The following is a 17,376-nucleotide window of genomic DNA, read 5'->3' on the forward strand; positions in this document are numbered from 1 at the left end:
GCACAGATTGCCCGATTTTCTGAATATATTCTAAACTATTAGTTTAGTTACTTGTTTATATAAAATATCCACCCATTTCATCATATATGGAATTTTTAATTATTCTTATTCTTTTAGTCCTTAACGGCGTTTTCGCCATGTATGAAATCGCACTTGTATCGTCGAGTAAAGCCCGGCTCGAAACACTGGCAGGGAAAGGAAGCCGCTCGGCGAAAGGTGTATTAAAACAGTTGGAGGAACCCGAAAAGTTCCTCTCCACCATTCAAATAGGAATCACACTTATAGGTATCGTATCGGGTGCGTTCGGAGGAGTAGCTCTTGCCGATGAGGTTGCACCTCTTTTTGCTAAAGTTCCTGCTTTGGAACCACACGCAAGGCAGTTGGCTATGGTAACAGTAGTGGCTATCATTACTTATTTATCACTTATTGTAGGCGAGCTGGTGCCGAAGTCTATTGCCCTTAGCAATCCCGAACGGTATGCAATCATGCTAAGTCCGGTGATGACATTCTTAACTAAAGTATCCTACCCTTTTGTGTGGTTGCTTAGCGCTTCAACTAAACTTTTGAATAAAGTTATCGGGTTATCCGGTGATGAAGAGCGGATTATGACATCGGATGAACTCAAATTCATCATACGCGAAAGTACCCAACAGGGAATTATAGACCAGGAAGATACGGATATGTTGTATGATGTATTCCGTTTCTCTAATAAGAAAGTAAATGAACTGATGACTTACCGGAAAGATCTGGTTAGCCTGCACCCCACCGATAGCAAAGAAGAGGTGCTGGATATTATCGAAAACAGGCGGTTCAGCAAATACCTGTTGGCCGACAGGGTGAACGACGAAATCATCGGGGTGGTATCCGTTAAAGATATTATTCTGATGATAGGCGGAAACGAAGAGTTCGACCTGAGTAAAATCGCCCAAAAGCCTCTATACATTCCCGAAAGCTTATATGCCAAGAAGGTACTCGAACTGTTCAAAAAGAATAAGAATAAGTTTGGTGTAGTGGTCAACGAATACGGCGGTATAGAAGGTGTTATTACCTTGCACGACCTAACCGAGAGTATATTCGGCGATATTCTGGAGGAAGACGAGGTGGAAGAAGAAGAAATTGTAACCCGCAAAGACGGTTCGATGCTTGTAGATGCCACGATGAATATCGGAGATTTCATGGAAGAAATGGATATCTTCTCTTATGATGACCTGGAGAACAAAGATTTCACCACACTGGGCGGTATGGCTATGTTCTTCATCGAACGCATTCCCAAAGCCGGAGATACGTTTGAATATAAAAACCTGAAATTCGAAGTTGTTGATATGGATCGCGGAAGAGTCGATAAACTACTTGTTATCAAAGAGAAGGACGTGGACGAATAATTATTATTAAAAAAAATTGCTCCCCCTTGTGAACCAAACCGAAATTCATTTGTTATATAACGCAAGGGCTACTATACCATAGTCCTAAAATAAGTCCTATATAGTGATAAACAGCTTTACCTCATAAGGTAAATACGCGATTCGTGAAGAGTTGATATGGCAGAAATTATTGGATTAATTGTTTTTCTACTATGCATTGTGGTTTGGGGCGTTATCTTAATGAATGACATTCGAGACAAGAAGAGAATGAAAAGAAACGACCAACAATCACTTAAAAAGCAAGAAGAGGTAGAAACTCGCATCAGGAAAATAGAAGATGTATACGGTGAGAAAGCCACACTGATTATGTTTCAGGAGCTTAATGCCCCCAATATATGCGAGTTACTTGTCATTCTGGAAGAAGCCCAGATCATCCTCATACTTGGCGAGGCATACAACTTCTCAGAGATTCTGAATCTCAAAATGGGTCAGCTTGACTACATACGGTTAAAGTATACAGACAAGTCGACCGCACCGACCAGTATACTGGAACAGGCTGCTACCGGTTTGTTTTCTACGAACACCATAAAAGGAGCTTTGAAGCGGCTCGAAGATACACAAGAAGCCGTCACCTCCCCCCTATCCGAAGAAGCTGTTAAAATAGACATCATGACCTCCCGCCTGGACGAACCCGTTATCACAATATGCCCATCTTGCCACACATTAGACGAAATCATTGTTGCCCTATCTATGATCATCGACAAGAACGAAAGTAAATGGACGTCTGTCGAGATCTCCCAGAAACAAAAAGGAAGAGGTTGATTTTTAAGGTTTGTTACCATGCAAAAAAAATCCCTTTATCATTAATCACATAAGTTTTCTCATCTTCAATCAGGATTCCTCTTCCTAAAACAGCATCAAAATTCTTTTTGTTATCAACATTAACCGCTATTACTTTCCCATTATAAAAACTTCTGACGTCTGGAAAAATTGTATGCCCAACAATAATCCGATTCACTTTATATTTTTCTAGAATCCGATTCAAAATATTGATATGCAATGGACTATATTTTTCATCATTCCTAACCATGCCTCTATACCATATTGGTCCCTGATTACCATAAAGGAATTTTGTTAATGGAGAAAGGCTATTCCTTTCCTGCTTAGTCATAAATAAGCCACGGCTAACTTCTTCATTCACCTGAGATATAGTCAGATTCTCTTTCAGAAAGTCCTCCCCTATTCCTGCATGCACAAAAAGATCATCACCAATAATCTGCATTGTATTGCGTGTAGCCAACCAACGCCCCAGTTCTGTGTCAGGACCAAATAAATTCCGATAGTCCACTTCAAGTTTTTTAGCCAGTTCTTCGTACATTTTGTCCATATACCTGTAATCACCAGCCAATATCATTGGTTCATGGTTGCCCAATAAAAAGGAAAGTTGTCCGCCGGCATCCTCCGCCTCTTTTTCCAGTTTATAAATTAACCAGAAAATAGGCAATACATCTTTACCGCGATCGAACACATCACCGATAACCACCAGGTGATTTCTGCCATAAACCCATTCATAATTCTCATTGATTATGTTATTCCCTCGCAATACACTCACGAAGCAATCGAGATTACCATGCGGATCGGAAAGGACAAAAAGCTTAGAAGGTTTGGATGTTTTCCACGACTGCCGCCGGATGGGGTGTAATCTAACCTCAAACTTATGCCTATCTGAATGGGAAGCGACTTGTAAGGCAAAGCCTTCCGGCATACCATCCAATACTACATCCTTTAGTTCACCATCTGTATGGGTAGAAATCACTCTAATCTTTCCATCAGGTAGGTAAGAAAGATAAGGACCATCTGCATAATGTTTTGATTCAGATTTAGTTTGTTCTTGTGCATATATGCCACCACCAAAGAGTGTAAAGAACAAACTAAATAATATATAAAAACGGAGTTGCTTCATGTTCTATTTGATATTAGAATTATAAAATCATCCGCAGAGCTCATAAAGTCCCTGCGGATAATTAAATAAAGACATGTTAATGTAAAGTCAAGTTAATCTATAAATGCTGTCGGTTAATTACCAGGTAAAGTTGAACGTTATAACCCCTGAAGATGATACCGAATAGCGCGAGTATCCTACCATTTTTCCTGTACGGGTTTCTTTATCAAGCCAGAAACCTTCCGACTTATTCCCCTTCGTATAGAAGTAGATATAAGAAACATTGTCACTCGGATTCGCTCCCGGAATGTAACACGGTATGTAGTTACTGGACGAGCTGCTGTTGGCCGAATAGAAATACCACCTGTTGTCCGAAGTACTGTGATAACCACATTCCGGATCGGGTATAATCTTATTGTCATCATCTACGCTAAATGTGAAACTAAACCCGGCATTGTTGTAGAGGAAGTTCTTAATCGTGTACGATCCATCCAGGTTATCATAGATTTTATGCACAAACGGGGTAAACTGAGGCTTAGTACTTCCACCGTATTCGCCCGGCACAAAGGTAGCAGTACCCAGTAGGCAAACCACTTCCATTTTGGCATCGTAACGGCTGCTTCCGCCATCCGTATCCGTATACAATTTATAAGGATCAGCGTACTCTTCGCTAATATCGATGCAGAAATCATAACGCGTACTCACCTCCCACTCACCTAATTTTATCTGCAATTCAGCAAACTCCTGGCCTGCGGCAAACTCCACCGTTTGAGGAATCGTGAGGTTGGATGCCGCGCGGCGCACAATAATAGGAACTTGAAGTGCCGAAGCTGTTTTGTTCTTATCACGACCCATCAACACTGTTATATGGTCGGCATCCAATATCATTTGGTTGCTACACCCCAACTCTGTAATATACGGATTGCTTTTATCGAAGTAAACACCCGGGTTATTGGCCGACACCTCTGGTCCGGGGTTCCATTTATCGTCGTCGCTGCAAGACATGAACATCGTTATCCAAAGTCCCGCCATTAAGAAGGCTGTTATTTTAGCTATTTTATTCATAATCGTTACGTTTTTTAGTTACCTGTCCATAATCCATAATTATCTTGCACCCGCGGGTCCGGATTCAACTCAATTGCACTGTTCAACGTAGCCTCTCCCTCTCTCGGAACATAAAGATTCAACCATGCCGGAGCGTATCCTGATTTAGAATTATAACGGTTGGCTGGTAAATAGTTTGTATCCACATACCCATGTGTCAGTGCCAGTTCGCGTCTCTTAATATCAAAATAGGCTAAGCCTTCACCCCAAAGTTCTATTCTCTTTTGTGTAATCAGGTAGGTATCAACAAAATCTTCTATTCCATCGGGCGTTACATTAAAGGTTCCACCTTTATAGCGATGTGTATTCAGGAACGATGCCAATGCATTCATACCCGAAGCTAGTCCTTCCGAATACGTTTTGGCTTCAGCCTCAATAAAATACATCTCTTCTACGCGTATTATTGGGTAACTCACCTGCAATGCATTGGTATAGTTGTCGGATATATCACCGTTGTTCGGACGGAATTTAAAACCTACATACGCATCGCGCAATGCCCACTCATCATCATCCAAAAGCGTGTGATACTTGTCTGGCGTTGGTTTCTTTCCGGCATCATCCGGATCAATCCAGGTCACTTTCCGCCAATCGTCATCATCAATCTGATCGTACAAGCGCTTATCAATCATACGGTAGCAATGGTATTGCGAACGACTATATCCTCTCGAGTATTCTGTTACACAATTGGAGTGAAAATTATCTACACGGTTATGTACCGCATCCGCAGACCCAATAGTAATGGCAAAAACCCACGATTCTGAATCGGAGTTATTAAATCCGTTATTCACATCATGCCATTGCCCTTCCGTGAGCGGTGTGTACTTATTTATAACCAGGCGCGCATATTCGGCAGCTTTTTTATAACAGTCTGCTGCACTGGACACTCCCAGTTTATCAAGATGCGCAAGTTCCTCATCGTCTTCGTGGCTCAACTGCGTTTGCAGGTCGGCCGGATATTTTTGGAAGCGAGTAGCTATTTCTAACCAAAGACGTGCTTTGTATGCATGTGCCACCGACAAGTCGGCACGGATTTTAGCTTTGGCAGGACGTTCGTACGTTGCTAAGTATTTTTCGGCTTTGTTCAAGTCGTTCATAATAAACCTGTACATGTGATAGAAAGGAACGCGAGGGTTGTTTCTTGCATCCGAAGGATTGAAGAATTCATCAACAATTACAGTGGTAAGTCCGAATACTCCGTTCTTTTCGGCCTCATCGTCCAAATCCGGAACGTTTGTTCTTTTATATTCGTACATACGAGCCAAGTCCATATAAGAGAGTGCGCGGTATATAAGTGCGTTTCCATAAAAAGCCTGAATGGCCTCTGTAGCTTCCTCCGGATCTCCGATAGCAATAAGCGTCTTATTCGCATTCATACTCATAGTATAGTAGTAACGCCAAGGCTGCCGCATACGTGCCGAAGTAAAATCGGCCAACGTACCCCAATACGTATTGAAGTGATTATAACTGGTCGCTACATATGGACAGTCTGTTAGGATGTCCCGGATAATCATCATAGCCGGATAACCAAATTCCTGTGACGATACAGAACCGATATAGTTATAAGCATACATAAAAGCTGCCGTACTGTTGGAAAGCGCATTCAAACCACTCTCCGATCCACCGATCTGATCTGCCGTAGCATATTCCGTCGGGATTGCTTCGTCCATACATCCTACAAATATCAGCATCGGTATATATAATAAAGCTAAGTTGCGTAATATTCTTTTCATAACTTATTCCTCTTTTAATTAAAAATCAAACTTCAGATTCAACAGATATCTCCGGGTATTCGGATAATATCCCACATCCAGGTTACCATCAAAATCGCGACTTGGAACAAATCCTTTCCGCTTCGACCAGAAGAAAAGGTCATCGGCTCCAACAGAAGCAGTTAATCCTTCGATTCCGAATCTGCGAACAATCTTCTTAGGTACAATATAACTCAGTGATATATTTTGCAAGTTCAGATAATCGGCTTTCGTTAACCAGCGGTCGGAAGTCGACACAAAATAAAGGTCGGCATATTGCCAGCGCGCGTTGTCTGTACTTGGATTCTCGGGAGTCCATGAATCCTTAACATCCTTATGAAAGTTATATCCCGCATATCTATTCGTCGGACGGGTCATCAATGATGCATATCCGCTATCGTATGCATAGCCACCTAAACGGTAAGCAAATTTAAATGACAGTTCAAGAGATTTCCAGGCGAAGCTTCCTCCGAAACCTCCAAGCATTTTGGGTTGCGAGCTTCCACAAGCTAGTTCTGTGGCCGAGCTATATGTAGTGGTGGTCGTAATTTCCTCTGTCGAGGAATCACGCGTGTACCACATCGGGAGTCCGTTTTCGTTGATTCCTGCAAACTTCTTCAAATACCAGGTTTTGTACTCTAATCCTTCGCCATAGAAATACTTACCCGAGCTGTAACCTTTGGCCGCAGCCGATCCGTCAACGTTATAAATTGTTTCACCGGTTCTTGTATCGGACAGTTTTAATACTTTCGCTTTATTAAACGAAGCATTGGCATACATCGTCCATCTGAAATCCCGTTTACGAATAATATCGCCACTGAATTCAAACTCAAAACCGCTATTGCGTACACTTCCCACGTTATCGTAAACAGACGAATAACCCAGTGAATAAGGAACAGCAACCGAAGCAAGCATATCGGTGGTTTTGTTATTGTAATATTCAATATCACCTCTTAAGCGTCCTTTGAACATTTCGAATTCAATACCTGTATTGATAGCTGTCCGGGTTTCCCATGTAATATTCTTGTTTCCGATGTTTCGGATAGGAGCACCCACTTCGTCCATCACGTTTTCAATATTATATGTATCTATATAACGGTGATAACCAATCTGGTCGTTACCGTTTTGTCCGTAAGAGAACTTAACTTTCAACATATCAATCCACGTAACTTTAAAGAAATCTTCTTTAGAGATCAAATAGGCTGCCCCGAAAGAGTAGAAATCGCCCCAACGATTATCGGGATGGAAGTGAGAAGAAGCATCCCGGCGGTACGAAGCGTCAAAACTATAGATCCCGTTATAATCGTACAATACGCGTCCACCATATCCCTCACTTTCATATCTTCTGGTGTATGAATTGACATCATTCATTATAATAGCCCCTGCAAGTTCTTGATTTTCATAATAGTTAAACATATTCGATTTATTACCATACAAGTAATAGTAATCATATTGATATGCTTCGTGTAGAATAGTTGCTTTCACGTTATGCGATCCGAAACTCTTGCTATAATTAAGAATCTGTTGCGTGTTCAACGACTCGTTTTTATAGGCAGTTACAGATACGGCACCGGTTGGGTTGGATGTTCCGTAGAATGGCTGGCTGGTCGACTTGTATCTTCTGTCACGCTCATCATAAGCCACGTTCAGGGTTGCAGTCAGTTCAGGAGTAATGATAAAATCGGCTGCTCCTTGTATACCCACTTTTACCGATTCCGTTTTACGAGTCTGTATAAGCGCCTCTTGTATTCTGTTTGAGCCTGTTCTTACCGGACGGTCAACACCATTATTGTAATCTCCATTTCCATAATCGTACATTTTACCATTCTTGTCATATAGAATATCACCATTCGCATCGCGGATATATAATGGATAGATGGGTGCTACCATATTCACGTTGGAGAAGATGTTGTTGGAGTTGTTGCTATAGTCGGTATTGCTATTGGTAGCCGATTTCGCCATATCCAGATTTGCGCTGAAGCGTAACCACTTATTGGCATGGAAAGTTCCTTTCAATCTACCGGTAAAACGTTCGTAACCGGACGCCTCCGTAATTCCTTCGTCTTTGGTGTAGCCCATTGATGCCAACATATTCAGCTTATCCGTTCCTCCTTTTATAGAAAGGTTGTAATCCTGGCGGATTCCGGTTTGATAGGTTGCATCTGCCCAGTCATCAGGAGTCTGATAATATTGTTGACCATCTCTACCTGTTACAAGTCTTCCCAGTGTTGCGTTCGGATTGAGTTTACCGTTATATCCAATAAGCCCTTCACCATTGGGGATAGTATACACCAGGTAACCTAGGCCGTAATAATCCGGACTTTTCGCCCATGCGTCATTAATAGCTTGATTTGCCTCGTATGAGTTTTTTCCCTCCACATTCTGCATGTAGTTATACAATGCATCATATTGCAATTCATAATATTCGCCTGGGGAGCTTATCACATCATACAAATCGCTCTTGCGTACTTTGGATATCGCCATCTTTGTATCGAGCGTAACCGAAATACGTTCCTGTTTGGTTGCTTTTTTAGTAGTAATCAAAACCACACCGTTACCACCACGCGCACCATAAATAGCTGTAGAAGCAGCATCTTTCAATACGGTAACAGATTCCACATCGTTCGGGTTGATATTATTCAAGCCACTTTCGTAAGGTACACCGTCTACCACGATCAAAGGATCTCTCCCTGCGCTAATGGAACTGGCACCACGGATACGGAACGATGGCGATGCGTCGGGAGCGCCCGAAGTAGATTGTACTTGTACACCCGGAGCCGAACCTTCTATCGCATTCATTACGTTGGTCACCGGTCGGCGGGCAATCGCATCGGAAGAGATAACAGATGCAGAACCGGTAAATGCGGATCTTTTCTGCTGTCCGTAGGCTACAACCACCACTTCATCTACCATTACGGCATCTTCTCTCATTACAATTTGTACGGTCTTTCCGGCAGTAACCTGAACATCCTGAGTGTCATATCCGATAAAAGAGACTGTTAGGGTTGCCGTTTTTCCGTCTATAGTTATGGTGAAATTTCCATCCACATCCGATATTGTACCCGTTTGAGTTCCCTTCACCAATACATTAACACCCGGCATCGATTCTCCATGTGTATCTACAATCGTACCTGTAATATTCACTCTTTGTTGAGGGGCAACTGATGCTACAATGGGGGCTTCGGCCCTCTTAATAGCCACTACACCATTGTGAACAGTATATGTCAAACCTGTATTTTCCAAACAATTATTCAACACTTCGGTTACTTCCTGATTATTGGCTCTTACATCTTTTACTTTAATGCCTTTTATATCATTTGTACTGTAAACAAAAGTAAAATCAGTTTGCTTCTGTAATTCCCAGATCACTTCATTTAGCGAGATATTCCTGAATGAAGCGGTAACTGTTTGAGCTAACAATTCATTATCTACCGCACGTATTATTCCGGTAGACATGAAAAGAAAAATAAAGCATACAATGGGTATTCTTTTGCACCCGTGCTTTTGCGTTTTCTTTAAGTGTTCTTTCATACAATGATTTTTTAGTTAATTATTATGCTTGAAGGTTATATTCTTTCCATCGATCATGATATCAACCTTTTCGGTTTTCTCAAGTAACTCCAGGAACGGAGTGATGTCTTTGTAACGGTTTACGTTACATCCAAAACGCAGGTTTTTTACACTTGGCTCACTATAAAACACCTGCATGTCATACCAGCGGGACAGCGTGTTCATGATATCTTCCAACCGCTCATCGCGGAAGTATATCTTTCCATCTATCCATGAAGTATAAATCGAAGTATCTACCGTGCGTACATTCAGATTGTCTGTTCCGGGTTTTACGTACGCCTGTTCGGAGGGTTTAAGAATGCAACTGGACCCTGTTTCCATTTGCACTTTTACCGAACCATTGACCAACGTTGTCTGGCAATCTTCACCCGCATAAGCAGAAATATTAAAAGCTGTCCCAAGTACTTCTACCTCCATATTTTTCATTTTGACGATGAAAGGAGTATTGTTTTTAGCTACTTCGAAATATGCTTCACCGGTCAGTTCAACCACTCTCTTGTTTGCAAGGAAACGAACCGGGAAGGACAAAGAACTCATAGCATTCAGGTATACCTTGGTTCCATCGCTTAACGTCAGCGAATATTCACCGCCACGTGGAATCTCTACTTTATTGTAGATTTCTTTTTCGGATTTAACCTGAGCCTGGGTTTGCTGATAGTTCAAAGCGGTAGAGTCGACAGTGATGGCTGTTCCATCCTTCTCTGTCATTGTTTTCCCGGATGTGGTTTTCAAATCTACCACTTCACCGCTGTCAAGTGTCAGTACTGCCCTTTTCTCGCCGGGAAGAATCTGAACGGTTTGCTTTTGCATCTGCTCGGCCACGGTTTCTTCAAAAGGAGTGAATGTAGTCATTAGTAATACACCGACAGCTAGTGGTAGTAATAAGACAGCAGCATACCGGCTGAGTTTTATTACAAGGCTACGGCGCTTCAGGAAGCGCATTCGTCGGTTTAAGTGCTCCCAGCCCACTTGTTTGTCGAACCTCTTGCTTTCTTCATAGTGACGGGCAAAATTTTCCGTATCGCATATCCGCTTGAACAATTCTTCGTTTTCAGGAGAGGCATCTCTCCACTGCTGCAATTCAATCTGTTCTTCGGGGGTAATCGTGTTGGATAAGAAATGAGCGATCAACTCTGCTATATGAAATTGTTTTTTTGCCATAGTATTACGGATTAACGTGGGTGTTTAATACAAATTTTAAGCTCCCTTATATTATGATAACAGGCGAGTCGAAAAACAGGGTGAATGGAAAATGATTTTTTTTCAAAAAAAGTAATTTTATCTATGAGGATACTACTCTGGCAATGCTACCATAGTACCCTGGCAATATTACCATAGTATGGTATTTAAATATCTCTTAGAGATAATTGCTTTAGGTTGCCTACATGCGTGCATTTCTTAAACACTCATAGAGTTTTTCCGGAAAGAAAGTATCACATCTGACACACCCCATTGGAACTCCCTATCCATGGGTGTTCCAATGGGGTGTGTCAGATGTGATACTTTCTTTGATATAAAAACACTTGTATGCAGATGGCTGAATCAGGTGTTCCCGGGGAAGAAATTAAATAAAAAACAGAAGATAATAATATTCCTTAAGAATAACACGCAGTTTACGGTAAGCGATTTTCTTCAATGAACGAACGGTTTCGGTAGATACATTCAATTGCTCAGCAATTTCGCCATTCGGCATTCCTTCAAGGGCCAAAGACATGATTGCTTTCATCTGTTTGGGCAACTGATCAATCGCACCGGTCAACATGCGATAGGTTTCTTCCTCGATCACGTAATCATGAAAAAAGCTATCCTTAAACTTAGCAGTTACTTTTTCGGCATATTCGCTCACAACCTTAGAGTGTTCAAGCACATTCAGGCATTTATTACGAACGGTGGTATAGAGAAAAGATTTAACCTGATGGAGAAAAAAGAAGTCGGAACGAATCTGCCAAAGTTTGATGAAGCTCTCCTGAACAATATCAGCAGCTATCGGCTCATCCTCTACATATTTATTAGCAAATACACACAAAGGAATATAAAAGCCATCAAACAGATGTCGAAACTCATCGTCATTATTCAGATTAACACTTACGTTAGTGTCATTTGTCTCCACAGATTCTTAATCTAGTATTGGTTTATACACAAAGATAGAAAAGATGCAAGAATTACAATGAAACAAGCGATATTATTGAAAGAAAAAAGGAACTTAAGACCTTTTCTACGACAGGGCCTTTAGTTTTATTCAACCTCCTGATCGTCATTCCGGACCATCCCCCTATACCTGTCGGGCAAGGCGCTCTCAACAGCAGCATAAGCCTCCTGCATCGTTGCTTTTATATTATCTGCACCTTGTCCTTTAGGAGGAATCGGATCATGAATAGTCAGAATCATACGATGGCGGTGAATCCACTTACCTGTACGTGGCAGGATTTCAAAAGAGCCATCAATCGTAACAGGAACAACAGCCAGCTGAAGGTCATCTGCCAATTGGAAAGCCCCCTTCTTAAAATACCCCATATGACCGGTAAAAGTACGGGCGCCTTCGGGAAACACAACCAGCGAAATCCCATCTTTCAGCGAGGACTTAGCCTGGCGAATGGTAGCAATTATTTTCTTTGGCCCCGAACGGTCAACAAATATATGGCCGGCACTCTCACACGCTTTACCAACAAATGGAATTTTACGGAGACTCTTCTTCATCATCCACTTGAAATTACGACCCAAAAAGCCATAAATAAGGAAAATGTCAAAAGCACCCTGATGGTTGGGGACAAAAACATACGATGTTCTCTTCTGGACCTTTTCGCGTCCGCGAACCTTTACCGGAATTAAAAGAAATAAGCAAATGAGTTGCGACCAAATCTTACCCGGATAATACCCCCAGATATGAGCACCTCCCAATAAAGAACCGACAATCGTAGTCAATGCTGTAAGAATGGTTAACACCAATAGAATAGGGAGTGCAATGCAAATCTGATAGATATAATATAAAATTCTCATATAGCTTAATTTTCTATATGCAAATGTAAGCTATTGAATTGAAATTTAAAAATTGATTATATATTAATCTCATTTTGCATTTCCTCTGACTTTAAAATTCAAAGGAGCTTCCGGAACATTGCAGTAGATTGTAATATCACGATTGAAAAATTCAGGACGTTCGGCTTTATAGCGGATATACAAGTCCCACTTCTTGCCAGGCATAACCGGTTCACGGCTGTACTCTACATATATACAACTGCATGACGTGATCACGTCTTCAACAACCAAAGGCTTATCGCCTGTATTTCTTAAGGATACTGTTATGTGGTGAGGATGTTGCCAGTCAAAATCACCCATTTCAAAAATATCACTTTCATAACTTATTTCAGTTATAATTTCCTCCGACTTATTAAGTATACCACCCCCTCTTATTATTTTTGAGTATTCCTTCTCTACCAAAACATCAAGAGCTGGGTTTCCAATGGCAAGCACCTGCCTGTTAACATCTAATAGAAACGAACGAAAGTCTGTTTCCTCGGGAAATTTATTTAAAGCCTGCAACCTACCCTCCAAATCATAACAAATAGGATGAGTAAACTTCTCTTTATGGAAGATATAACGCATCTCATCTATATCAATAGGATTAAGAAAGAACATAAAGGAAACCTTTCCTCTGGTCAAAGAATCGGATTTGGCGATCAATCTTTTCCAACTGGATATATTTCTTCTTAAATTAACACAGCCTATGGAGTCAGCATATGTTACAACTAAAAAGTCTGCATAAGGAACCTTATAATCTAAAGTGTCTTCGCCCGAAACACATAAGATATTAGCAGGAAATGCTATTTCTTTTCCACACCACTCACTTACAAGGCGTTCCTTTTTTTGTTGATCGGACTCTTTGCATGCACAAAGAATCAATAATAGAAACAGATAATATAAAACTTTCATTTCATAGTTAGCCTAAACAGGCATTTTTTAGATAGAAGACTAATAGATAATAGGATAAAATTAGATTGTTCCGGATTGGTTTAGCAAACTCACTCTCACTAAGAGAGTGAGTTGCTAAACTGTGAACAACCCAACCATGTTAATTCACCTTTGTTAGCACCTAGAAAACAAAATCCTACTAAGTAGAAGTTCTTAGGAATTTCACCGTCATTACCACAGAATCCACTATCAAATCGTTTTGTACAATTGTCAGAAATAACCAAACTACTGTAACCGTATTCCCTCACTACGGTTACAGAGTTATTAGTTTTACTGTTAATTAATTAACTATAGCAGTATAGATTTACTTATTCTACACTGAACTCTCCATAGACACAACCACCACCAGTTGCAGTCTGAGTTAATTTCAATAAATAAGTTCCAGACTCTAAATCGCCTGTATAAACCGAGAACTGAGTTGCACCTGTTACATTTAATGTAGTTGTGTATACAACATCACTTCCTTCATTTACAGTAATCTTAAGATTTCCTACTGCGCGATTGAAAGTTAGAACAACTGCATTATCTGTTTGTATTGCTGTTACAGCAGGTGGAACTACGGAGCGAGGAATTAAAGATTCATCAAATTCCCCATTAAGTTCTACAGCTTTACTATTTACTTTAGAGTTTACAGCAGCAAATAAACAAATTAGTGATAAAAATAAAAATGATTTTAATTTCATAATTTTTTAGTGATTATTTCTCTAATTATTATTTCCCAAAAGTACGGGTTATCTATAAATAAACAAAGAATCAGGGTGGGACAAATTCAATCAAAAATTAATTCATTATCACACTGGTTATCAACAAATTAAAAACAAAGTTACATCCAAACCGTGGACATGAAATATTTTTTTTAATTAAAATCTCACCAAAAACTCTTCTAAAGTTTCATCGGCGGGAACACCTAAAGCAGACTTTAGTCTTGTTTTACTTTTACGAACAGATTCTAACGTTGCATTTGATACATTACATAAATCCTGATTTGTAAACTGCAACTTCAACAAGCAACACAATTCTATTTCATGTTTTGTTAATCCCGGAAACTTCTCAATAAGACGATCTATATAACCATTATATAGAAAGTTGAATAACTTCACTAATTGATCAATATCATGATCAGATAACTTTCTATTCAAAGTTCCATTCTTTATAGACAATAAAGTACGAAGTGCAACAGTGTATGCGCCTGATTCTGTTTCTGATTCTTCCAACACAACTTTATCATGCCCTAAAACAAGCAACCGTTCTGTTAAATCCCGATTTTGATTGGTTAACAAGGTTATCTTTCCGATAAGTTCTCCCATCTCGTTTTGGCGATCTGCTTTTGATTCAGTATAACCAGATAACTCTATTTTATAGTCTTCTATTTCCTTGTGATTCTGACTAATCGTTCGTTCGATATCTTCAATTCGCTTTTTATTGTGATAATTGCGATAATAATAGTATATCGCTATAATTAAAACTATAAGTATAAATATAACCCCAAGTAATGAAATAGAGTTCCTATTATTACGAATTTGCAGGTTTTCATTTTTTAATTTCTCATTATCATATTTCTTCTGTAATTCTAATGCATAGCTCCAATTCTTCCGATCCATCAATAAACTTCTTATAGAATCACATTTCTCAAAATAGTTTATAACATTCTCATAATCCCCTTTCTGAAGACTTATTTTATAAAGATAACTATAGGCATTTGAATGGTTCTCTGGTTTAGGGCTAATCAAAGATTTATTTAAAAATTCCTCAGCCTTATCATATTTCCCCATTTGAAAATACAAAATACCCAAAGATAAATACCTTGTATATATCTCCCCAATCTCCAGTTTATCTATAGACGTAAGCATTAAAGATTCTGCTTTTTCATAGTTACCTGTTTTTCGACTGATTATACCGAGATCATGAAGTATAAAAGACTCAGACTTCAATTCTTTATCGCTAGCTATTTTCAAAGCAGAAGTATAATAATAAAATGCACTATCAACTTCATTCTTTAAGAAATATGTCCACCCAATACCACGCATGGCAATAGTAATCGAAAGTGTATCATTAATCCAATCATAATACTCTAACGATTCTTTATAATTTAACAGAGCTTCATTATATATGTGTCTATGCCTATTAACACTACCAATTAAATATGCCAGTGATCCTAATAATTTATATTCTTTACTATTATCCAACATCCTCTTTGATTTCAAAAACACATCTAATGATTCTTCATACTTCCTTGAATCATACAAATAGCGCCCATAATAGAAGTACGCCTTACCTTTAGACACATTGTCACTTGAGTTCTCATAATACCGAATAGCCAACTGTATTAAAGAGTCCGACTCCAAAGGCTTATAGTTTTTGTCTAATGCCTGTGTCATCAGTAATCCATAGTCTGCTTGATTTTTACCTTGTAATTCCTGTGGATTTGGAATACGTTGCAAGATTGATAAAGCACTATCCGGTTGTGCTTCCATACATTGTTCTGCTTTTTGCAAAAATTCTGTAATTTGATCAACCTTCTTCGCACACGAAAGCAATGCCAAAAAGAAAAAGAGGCATACTATAGTAGTACATACTTGTTTCGTCTTCATTTAGATGGTATTTTAATTATCTGAAAAACCAATCTATTATTAAATAAAATAAGATATTGGACGGATCTGGGACAAAAATACCAAAAAACATATTCATATAAGATTTTCTGCGTGTGTAAAAAACAACAAATATGCGGTTTTTTACACATAAGAAAAGTTGTATTTCTCAATACAACTTAAAAAGGAGAATATAAGTAGCTGATTTTTAACCTAAAACAAGGCGAAAGTTCAATCCTACCGTTGTAATCATCTTCTGTTTTTTACAGGTGCTCCCTGTTCGGCAGCCTGATTTTCTTGCATGCGTTGATGCTCTTCAAACAACTGCATATTCTCTTTGGCCTTGTTGGTGAATTCTTTCACTAACCTATGACTCTTAAAAGTATATGGAGCATCCTTAAGTATTTCTTCAATCTGGGGAGTAATGACCGGATAAGGCAAACTACTACAAAGCATTACAAAAACATTAGGGCCTAATATTGTTTCATAGTTATTTGAGATAAACTTTTTCACATATTCGCCAGATGCCTTGGTAAGTGCCTCACCTTCTTTATTTATTTCCTCATATATATCTTTCAATCCAACTCCATCCAGCACCATACGGGCTTCCTTGCTTTCCAGCTCTTCGATCTTCATATCAAAATCGCTCTTTTTGCCGATAAACTCATATAGAGCATCATTCAATGGAGTGCCGCTGGCCTTTACGTTATCATAGCCAATGGAAACTTTTATATTTCCACTTTCTACCACCAAAGGCATGACATTATCATCGTTCATAAACAATGAAGCAAACACCACAGAGTCAACTTTACCTTTCATGGTGAACATTCCATGAATAATTTCAGCAGAGTCGACTATCGCCCACTCACCGTCATGCTGAAGTGTTTTTATAAATAACATTTTTCCGTCTAATCTATTAATAGCAGACGAACCTTCAATTTTATACTGCTTGCCACAAGATGTCAGCACAAACAGTGAACATAGAAATGGTAAAAGCTTATTCATTCAAAAGCACACATTTATTCTTTGTTCCACAAAAATACAATCTAATCATCATCCTAGGAAACATTTTATCAATATTTAAATCTTCCACG

13 protein-coding genes are annotated in these 17,376 nt (G+C 39.4%); 2 read left to right on the forward strand and 11 right to left on the reverse strand.

The genetic code is table 11. The features are described from left to right. Positions 1–86: 86 nt before the first annotated feature. Together D0T87_RS15785 and D0T87_RS15790 are read left to right on the forward strand one after the other, a co-directional pair. A complete protein-coding gene (locus D0T87_RS15785) occupies positions 87–1,382 on the forward strand; it encodes a hemolysin family protein (RefSeq protein WP_163176106.1) in 1,296 nt (431 codons plus the stop codon). A 246-nt stretch (positions 1,383–1,628) separates the two neighbouring features. Further along, positions 1,629–2,183, forward strand: coding sequence for a hypothetical protein (locus D0T87_RS15790; RefSeq protein WP_163176107.1), 555 nt, complete (start codon positions 1,629–1,631; stop codon positions 2,181–2,183). A 13-nt stretch (positions 2,184–2,196) separates the two neighbouring features. Here D0T87_RS15790 and D0T87_RS15795 read toward each other — a convergent pair whose 3' ends face one another. The 11 genes from D0T87_RS15795 to D0T87_RS15845 form a co-directional block, all read right to left on the reverse strand. Further along, a complete protein-coding gene (locus tag D0T87_RS15795) occupies positions 2,197–3,324 on the reverse strand; it encodes a metallophosphoesterase (protein WP_163176108.1) in 1,128 nt (375 codons plus the stop codon). A gap of 117 nt (positions 3,325–3,441) precedes the next feature. Continuing rightward, positions 3,442–4,368, reverse strand: coding sequence for a hypothetical protein (locus tag D0T87_RS15800; protein ID WP_163176109.1), 927 nt, complete (start codon positions 4,366–4,368; stop codon positions 3,442–3,444). Positions 4,369–4,382: 14 nt separating this feature from the next. Further along, positions 4,383–6,137, reverse strand: a complete 1,755-nt coding sequence (locus D0T87_RS15805) for a RagB/SusD family nutrient uptake outer membrane protein (protein ID WP_163176110.1) — start codon at positions 6,135–6,137, stop codon at positions 4,383–4,385. A gap of 18 nt (positions 6,138–6,155) precedes the next feature. Next, the gene (locus D0T87_RS15810; protein WP_163176111.1) at positions 6,156–9,686 is read right to left on the reverse strand and encodes a SusC/RagA family TonB-linked outer membrane protein; all 3,531 of its coding nucleotides are present in this window, start codon (positions 9,684–9,686) and stop codon (positions 6,156–6,158) included. Between the two features lie 15 nt (positions 9,687–9,701). Next, positions 9,702–10,886, reverse strand: a complete 1,185-nt coding sequence (locus D0T87_RS15815) for a FecR family protein (protein WP_163176112.1) — start codon at positions 10,884–10,886, stop codon at positions 9,702–9,704. A 403-nt stretch (positions 10,887–11,289) separates the two neighbouring features. Further along, entirely contained in the window at positions 11,290–11,835 is a 546-nt protein-coding gene (locus D0T87_RS15820; protein WP_163176113.1) for an RNA polymerase sigma-70 factor, read from the reverse strand. A 125-nt stretch (positions 11,836–11,960) separates the two neighbouring features. Continuing rightward, positions 11,961–12,722, reverse strand: a complete 762-nt coding sequence (locus D0T87_RS15825) for a 1-acyl-sn-glycerol-3-phosphate acyltransferase (protein ID WP_163176114.1) — start codon at positions 12,720–12,722, stop codon at positions 11,961–11,963. 69 nt (positions 12,723–12,791) lie between these two features. Then, positions 12,792–13,655 (reverse strand): DUF1573 domain-containing protein, encoded by an 864-nt coding sequence (locus tag D0T87_RS15830; RefSeq protein ID WP_163176115.1) that lies wholly within the window; start codon positions 13,653–13,655, stop codon positions 12,792–12,794. Between the two features lie 347 nt (positions 13,656–14,002). Then, a complete protein-coding gene (locus tag D0T87_RS15835; RefSeq protein ID WP_163176116.1) occupies positions 14,003–14,377 on the reverse strand; it encodes a DUF3244 domain-containing protein in 375 nt (124 codons plus the stop codon). Between the two features lie 177 nt (positions 14,378–14,554). Beyond that, positions 14,555–16,285 (reverse strand): tetratricopeptide repeat protein, encoded by a 1,731-nt coding sequence (locus D0T87_RS15840; protein WP_163176117.1) that lies wholly within the window; start codon positions 16,283–16,285, stop codon positions 14,555–14,557. Between the two features lie 246 nt (positions 16,286–16,531). Next, entirely contained in the window at positions 16,532–17,287 is a 756-nt protein-coding gene (locus D0T87_RS15845; RefSeq protein ID WP_163176118.1) for a DUF4369 domain-containing protein, read from the reverse strand. Between the last annotated feature and the right edge of the window lie 89 nt (positions 17,288–17,376).

The sequence above is a fragment of the Bacteroides sp. 51 genome (assembly GCF_010500965.1).
Classification (GTDB): Bacteria; Bacteroidota; Bacteroidia; order Bacteroidales; family Bacteroidaceae; genus Bacteroides.

Excerpts from the sequence above, each read along its gene's own strand:
- D0T87_RS15785 (WP_163176106.1), top strand. The coding sequence starts at position 87 with ATGGAATTTTTAATTATTCTTATTCTTTTAGTCCTTAACGGCGTTTTC.
- D0T87_RS15790 (WP_163176107.1), top strand. The coding sequence starts at position 1,629 with ATGAAAAGAAACGACCAACAATCACTTAAAAAGCAAGAAGAGGTAGAA.
- D0T87_RS15795 (WP_163176108.1), bottom strand. The coding sequence starts at position 3,324 with ATGAAGCAACTCCGTTTTTATATATTATTTAGTTTGTTCTTTACACTC.
- D0T87_RS15800 (WP_163176109.1), bottom strand. The coding sequence starts at position 4,368 with ATGAATAAAATAGCTAAAATAACAGCCTTCTTAATGGCGGGACTTTGG.
- D0T87_RS15805 (WP_163176110.1), bottom strand. The coding sequence starts at position 6,137 with ATGAAAAGAATATTACGCAACTTAGCTTTATTATATATACCGATGCTG.
- D0T87_RS15810 (WP_163176111.1), bottom strand. The coding sequence starts at position 9,686 with ATGAAAGAACACTTAAAGAAAACGCAAAAGCACGGGTGCAAAAGAATA.
- D0T87_RS15815 (WP_163176112.1), bottom strand. The coding sequence starts at position 10,886 with ATGGCAAAAAAACAATTTCATATAGCAGAGTTGATCGCTCATTTCTTA.
- D0T87_RS15825 (WP_163176114.1), bottom strand. The coding sequence starts at position 12,722 with ATGAGAATTTTATATTATATCTATCAGATTTGCATTGCACTCCCTATT.
- D0T87_RS15830 (WP_163176115.1), bottom strand. The coding sequence starts at position 13,655 with ATGAAAGTTTTATATTATCTGTTTCTATTATTGATTCTTTGTGCATGC.
- D0T87_RS15835 (WP_163176116.1), bottom strand. The coding sequence starts at position 14,377 with ATGAAATTAAAATCATTTTTATTTTTATCACTAATTTGTTTATTTGCT.
- D0T87_RS15840 (WP_163176117.1), bottom strand. The coding sequence starts at position 16,285 with ATGAAGACGAAACAAGTATGTACTACTATAGTATGCCTCTTTTTCTTT.
- D0T87_RS15845 (WP_163176118.1), bottom strand. The coding sequence starts at position 17,287 with ATGAATAAGCTTTTACCATTTCTATGTTCACTGTTTGTGCTGACATCT.